Origin of the sequence: Mesorhizobium sp. M1E.F.Ca.ET.041.01.1.1, assembly GCF_003997355.1 — a bacterium.
Taxonomy (GTDB): domain Bacteria; phylum Pseudomonadota; class Alphaproteobacteria; order Rhizobiales; family Rhizobiaceae; genus Mesorhizobium.
Window position 1 is genome coordinate 1 of the sequence record NZ_RZSL01000470.1, and the last position, 4,927, is coordinate 4,927.

5 protein-coding genes are annotated in these 4,927 nt (G+C 63.9%); 2 read left to right on the top strand and 3 right to left on the bottom strand.

Annotated features, from left to right (window positions below; genetic code table 11):
* Positions 1-306 precede the first annotated feature (306 nt).
* The 3 genes from EOA38_RS27995 to EOA38_RS28005 form a co-directional block, all read right to left on the bottom strand.
* Positions 307-951, bottom strand: coding sequence for a dihydrofolate reductase family protein (locus EOA38_RS27995; RefSeq protein ID WP_126094243.1), 645 nt, complete (start codon positions 949-951; stop codon positions 307-309).
* 158 nt (positions 952-1,109) lie between these two features.
* Positions 1,110-2,141: a porphobilinogen synthase gene (hemB, locus tag EOA38_RS28000; protein WP_127300743.1), complete on the bottom strand. Its 1,032-nt coding sequence runs from the start codon at positions 2,139-2,141 to the stop codon at positions 1,110-1,112.
* A gap of 221 nt (positions 2,142-2,362) precedes the next feature.
* Positions 2,363-3,184, bottom strand: coding sequence for a DUF2066 domain-containing protein (locus EOA38_RS28005; protein ID WP_127300744.1), 822 nt, complete (start codon positions 3,182-3,184; stop codon positions 2,363-2,365).
* A gap of 92 nt (positions 3,185-3,276) precedes the next feature.
* On the opposite strand from EOA38_RS28005, the gene EOA38_RS28010 reads away from it, so the two are divergent.
* Positions 3,277-3,825 carry an isoprenylcysteine carboxylmethyltransferase family protein gene (locus EOA38_RS28010; RefSeq protein WP_127300745.1) on the top strand — a complete coding sequence of 183 codons (549 nt, stop codon included), beginning with the start codon at positions 3,277-3,279 and terminating at the stop codon, positions 3,823-3,825.
* Between the two features lie 109 nt (positions 3,826-3,934).
* Positions 3,935-4,927 (top strand): 3-hydroxyisobutyryl-CoA hydrolase (locus tag EOA38_RS28015; protein ID WP_127300746.1); only part of this gene is annotated, 993 nt, incomplete at its 3' end.

Below are 4,927 nucleotides of genomic sequence, written 5' to 3' on the forward strand. Positions count from 1 at the left end.
ACGAACTCTTCTTTCTGGCTCATCACGCTTCTGGCCTCGAATGGCATCCCGAACCCCCTCGCGCAAAACGCGCAAAACTGTTCGCGATGTCTTCGCACACCTGTTCGCGATGTCCCCGGTCCAAACACCCTTGTGGGAGAAGGTGTCGCCGAAGGCGACGGATGAGGGGTGTTGGAAGAAATGAGGCTTCGAAAAATTAAACGTTTTGAGGCGTTTATATCTTCAGCGCAGGTGATCCGTCCAACACCCCTCATCCGGCCGAGCTTCGCTCGGCCACCTTCTCCCACAAGGGGAGAAGGAGAGGCGCTAAGCCCGCCCGATCATCACATGCGTGGCATCGGCCGTCGCGACCTGGCTGGTGCAGCGGTAGCCAAGCTTCAGCATGTCGAGGCCGGCGAAAAGATGCTCGCCGGAGCCGAGCAGCATCGGCGAGATCGCCAGATGCATCTCGTCGATCAGGCTTTCCTTCAGATATTGCCGGACGGTCGAAACGCCACCGCCGACCCGCACGTCCTTGCCGTTGGCCGCCGCCTTCGCCTGCTCGAGCGCTGAATGGATGCCGTCGGTGACGAAGTAAAACGTCGTGCCGCCTTCCATGACGATCGGCGCTCGCTTGTGGTGGGTGAGCACGAAGACCGGCACGTGATAGGGCGGATTGTCGCCCCACCAGCCTTTCCAGCTCTCGTCCGGCCATTCGCCGCGGATCGGCCCGAACATGTTGCGGCCGAGGATCCAGGCGCCGACATTCTCGAAGCTGCGCACGGTGAAGCTGTCATCGATGTCGGTGGTGCCGCCGTCCTTGCCGACCATCTGGTGGAAACTGCGGGTGCCTATCATCCATTTATGGAGGGCTTCGCCTCCGACGCCGAGCGGGTTTTCGAGAGTTTGGTCGGGACCGGCGCCGTAACCATCGAGTGACAAGGTGAAAGCGTTGACACGCAGCTTGGACATCATTGCCTCCTAAAAACCGGTTGTAATTTGCAAGCAGTTGTGGAGTAACTTAACTGATTTCGAAATGCAAGCGGTATTTTTCTGGGCGCGCAAATCGTCCCGCCCGAGTGGGCGTCCCGATCATGCGGCAGGACTTGGAAGGCGATTGGGAAGGGAACTCAGCCCTTCAGCATCTCCGCCACGGTCGGCGCGAAATAGGTGAGGATTCCGTCGCAACCGGCGCGCTTTAGAGCGAGAAGCGATTCCAGCATCGCCTTTTCGCCATCGATCCAGCCGTTGGCGCTGGCCGCCTTGATCATCGAATATTCGCCCGACACCTGATAGGCGAAGGTCGGCATCTGGAGCTCGTCCTTCAGCCGGCGGATGATGTCGAGATAGGGCAGCCCCGGCTTCACCATCAGCATGTCGGCGCCTTCGGCGAGATCCTGCTCGGCCTCGCGCACCGCCTCGTCGGAATTGGCGTGGTCGATATAGTAGGTCTTCTTGTCGCCCTTGAGCAGACCGGCGGTGCCGACCGCCTCGCGATAGGGACCGTAGAAGGCGGAGGCGAATTTCGTCGCGTAGGACATGATCGCCACGTCCTGGAAGCCGTTTGCATCGAGCGCGTCACGGATGGCGCCGATGCGGCCATCCATCATGTCGGACGGCGCGATGATGTCGGCGCCGGCGGCCGCCTGGATGACCGCCGCGGCGGCGACCTGTTCCACCGTTTCGTCGTTGACGATGATGCCGTCACGCAGAATGCCGTCATGGCCATGGCTGGTGAACGGGTCGAGCGCCGCGTCGGTGATGATGCCGATCTCCGGCACCGCCTGCTTGATCGCGCGCGTGGCGCGGTTGATGACGTTTTCGGGGTCGAGGATGTGCGAGCCCGTCTGGTCGCGCAGCGCAAGCTCGACATTTGGGAAAGTGGCGATCGCAGGGATGCCGAGCTTTGCGGCGCGCTCCGCTTCCTTCACCGCGAGATCGATGGTCAGGCGATAGACGTCCGGCATGGCGGCGATCGGCTCGCGCGTGTTCTTGCCGTCGATCACGAAGATCGGCCAGATCAGGTCGTTCACCGAGAGCTGGTTCTCCTGCACCAGACGGCGCGACCAGTCGGCCTTGCGCATGCGCCTGAGCCGCCGGCTGCCGGTGATCTCGTCGACGTTGCGTGCGCCGGCAGGCTTTGCGGGGGTGAATCTGTTCATCGCCAAATCTCTCTTGTCGACCCGGCTTTTACCACGCGCCCCTGCCGCTGACCAATGCGACACGATTGTGCCAAGGACCGAAGCTCGGGTTCCTCGCCCCCGCAAAGCGGGGGAGAGGTGGCCGCGAAGCGGCCGGAGAGGGGCCTTCGTAGGGCGCTCCCCCTCTCCTCGGCTTCGCCGAGCCACCTCTCCCACTTTCGTGGGGGCGAGGAAACTGTGCATCACGGCTGCCCATTCCCCGACAAAATCTGCGCCGCGCCCTTTATCGCCACGCGAAACGCCTCGTCGAAGCTGACGCCGCGCACCTGCCATCGATACGTCTTACCGCGATCTGACAGCCGCCAGTCGGCGATCCAGCCGAGTTCCTTGTCGCTCCATACGATGCTCCCGGCGAGCGCCTGGACTGCTCCCGCTTTTTTCGCGAGCCGGTCGAGTCTTGCCATGTCGGCATTGCGCAACGCCTTGTCGTCGAGCCCGGCAAGCTGCCCGGATTTCGGAAAACTGGCATGCATCAGCAATGGCGCCGTGGCGTTGACGAAGGATTCGCGCATGGCCCCGCCGCGACCCTCGTCGGCCGTCAGCACGAAATGCTTCATGCCTTGTTCGGTCGTGAGGAAAACGGCGATCAGCGGCCGCTCGCCGCGCCACGGCCTGCTGCCGAGCTGCGCCAGGAGCTTGTCGACCACCGCGGGCTTGTAGAGGCAGGTAAGGTCGTGCGGCCGGTCATGCGTGCCTTGCTCGTCATGGATGGGAATGCCTTCCAGCCGGTCGTGGTAGCGGAAGGATTGGACGAAGTCGGCTGCCTTGTCGCGCAGCGCCAGCATCTCCGCCTTCTGCGTCAGCCGCTGGTCGCCGGACACCCTGACCAGCACCTTGTCCAGGCAATCCTTGAAGCCGATCTCGCGGTTCGGCTCGCCGGTGCCGGTGACGATCGTCTGCGCCTGGTAGAGTTCGTCCGCCGTCGCGGCGTCGGCGGGGCAAGACATCAGGCAAATGGCGATCAGGCCGATCGCCGTCGCCGCTGGGTGAGAAAATCCGGGCATGTCTTGTCGTCCGGTTCAGGATGGCCATTTCTAGCACCGGGCGCGGACGACGGCCAAGACGATTGCCGGCTAACCGGGGAGTGGAGTGAGGCATGATCTTCATCTGGTTCATCTACGCTGCCTGGATGCTGCTGATTGTCTATCTGACCGTTCAGGCGATTGGCGTGAAACGGGATACCGAGCCGCATCTGCTGCAGAGTTTCGGACTGATGTTTGCCATGATCGCGGCCTTCCTGCTGCCGCGCGTCCAATTGTTCGCCTTCGTCAACTTCGCGCCCGTCAACGCCGTCCTGAGCAGCGTCGGTGTCGTCCTGGCCGTCGCCGGCATGTTTCTGTTGGTCTGGGCGCGGCAAACCCTCGGTCGCAACTGGAGCCAGACCATCTCGGCCAAGCAGGACCACGAACTGGTGACGTCCGGCCCATACCGCCGCCTGCGCCATCCCATGTACACAGGCGGCCTGCTCGCATGCATCGGCTCGGCGATCGTGGTGGGCGGCCCTTTCGTCTTTCTGCTCCTCCTCTTGGGGGCGATCTTCATCTGGCGCGTTGGCGCCGAGGACCGGCTTCTGGCGCGGCAGTTTCCCGATGAATTCCCCGGCTATGCGCGCCGCACGAACGCGCTCATCCCGTTCGTCTGGTAGCGCGCTCGCCACGAGAAACGCGTCCGGCCCGGGCTCTCGACAATTGACGTTCGCCCGGTCGCCGCTTAGCAGTTCTCCTCCCGCAGGCGCGGGGGAGGATTCTCTCACGATGGATTTTGGCGGAGGCGACGAAATTCGCTTCGAGCGTTTGGGCAAGGCGGGCGTCGTCACGCTGACGCGGCCGCAGGCGCTCAATGCCGTCACCCACCGCATGGTGAAGGCGCTCGGCAAGGCGCTCGATGCCTGGGAGGGCGATGCCGGCGTGAGCCTCGTCGTCGTCAAGGCCGAGGGCAGGGCGTTCTCCGCCGGCGGCGACATCCTGCACATCTACGAGGCCGGCCGCGCCGGCAAGCCGCCCGTCGACTTCTTCGCCGACGAATACCGGCTCAACGCCCGCATCGCGCGCTTCAGGAAACCCTATGTAGCGCTGATCGACGGCATCGTCATGGGCGGCGGCGTCGGCATCTCCTTCCACGGCTCGCATCGCGTGCTGACCGAGAACGCGCAGTTCGCCATGCCCGAGGTCGGCATCGGCTTCTTCCCCGACGTCGGCGCCAGCCATCTGTTGCCGGATCTCGGCGGCAGTTTCGGCATGTATCTGGGGCTGACGGGAAATCGCATCCGCTATGGCGATGCACTGTGGTCGGGCCTCGCCACCCACACCATCAAGGCCGAGGACCAGGCAGGCTTGCTCGACGAGTTGGCCGTATCAGGCGATCCGGGTGAGGAATTGCGCGGCTTCTTCAGTCCGGCGAAGCGGGAGACCGAGCGGCAGGATCTGGAAGCCATCGCGCGCCATTTCTCGCAAGCCTCGCTCGCCGGCATCATCGCCAGCCTCGAGGAGGCTGCCGCCACCGATGCTTTCGCGGCAAAGACCCTGGCGACGATCAAGGCGCGCTCGCCGACCAGCCTCAACGTCGCCTGGCGCGAGATCAGCGCCGGACTGACGCTGTCGATGGACGAGTGCATGAAGATGGAGTTCCGCATCCTCAACCGCATGCTGGCTGGCCATGACTTTTACGAAGGCATCCGCGCCGCCATCATCGACAAGGGCTCGAAGCCTGAGTGGCGGCCCGCCGACCTCTGCGCGGAGAGCCCCGCC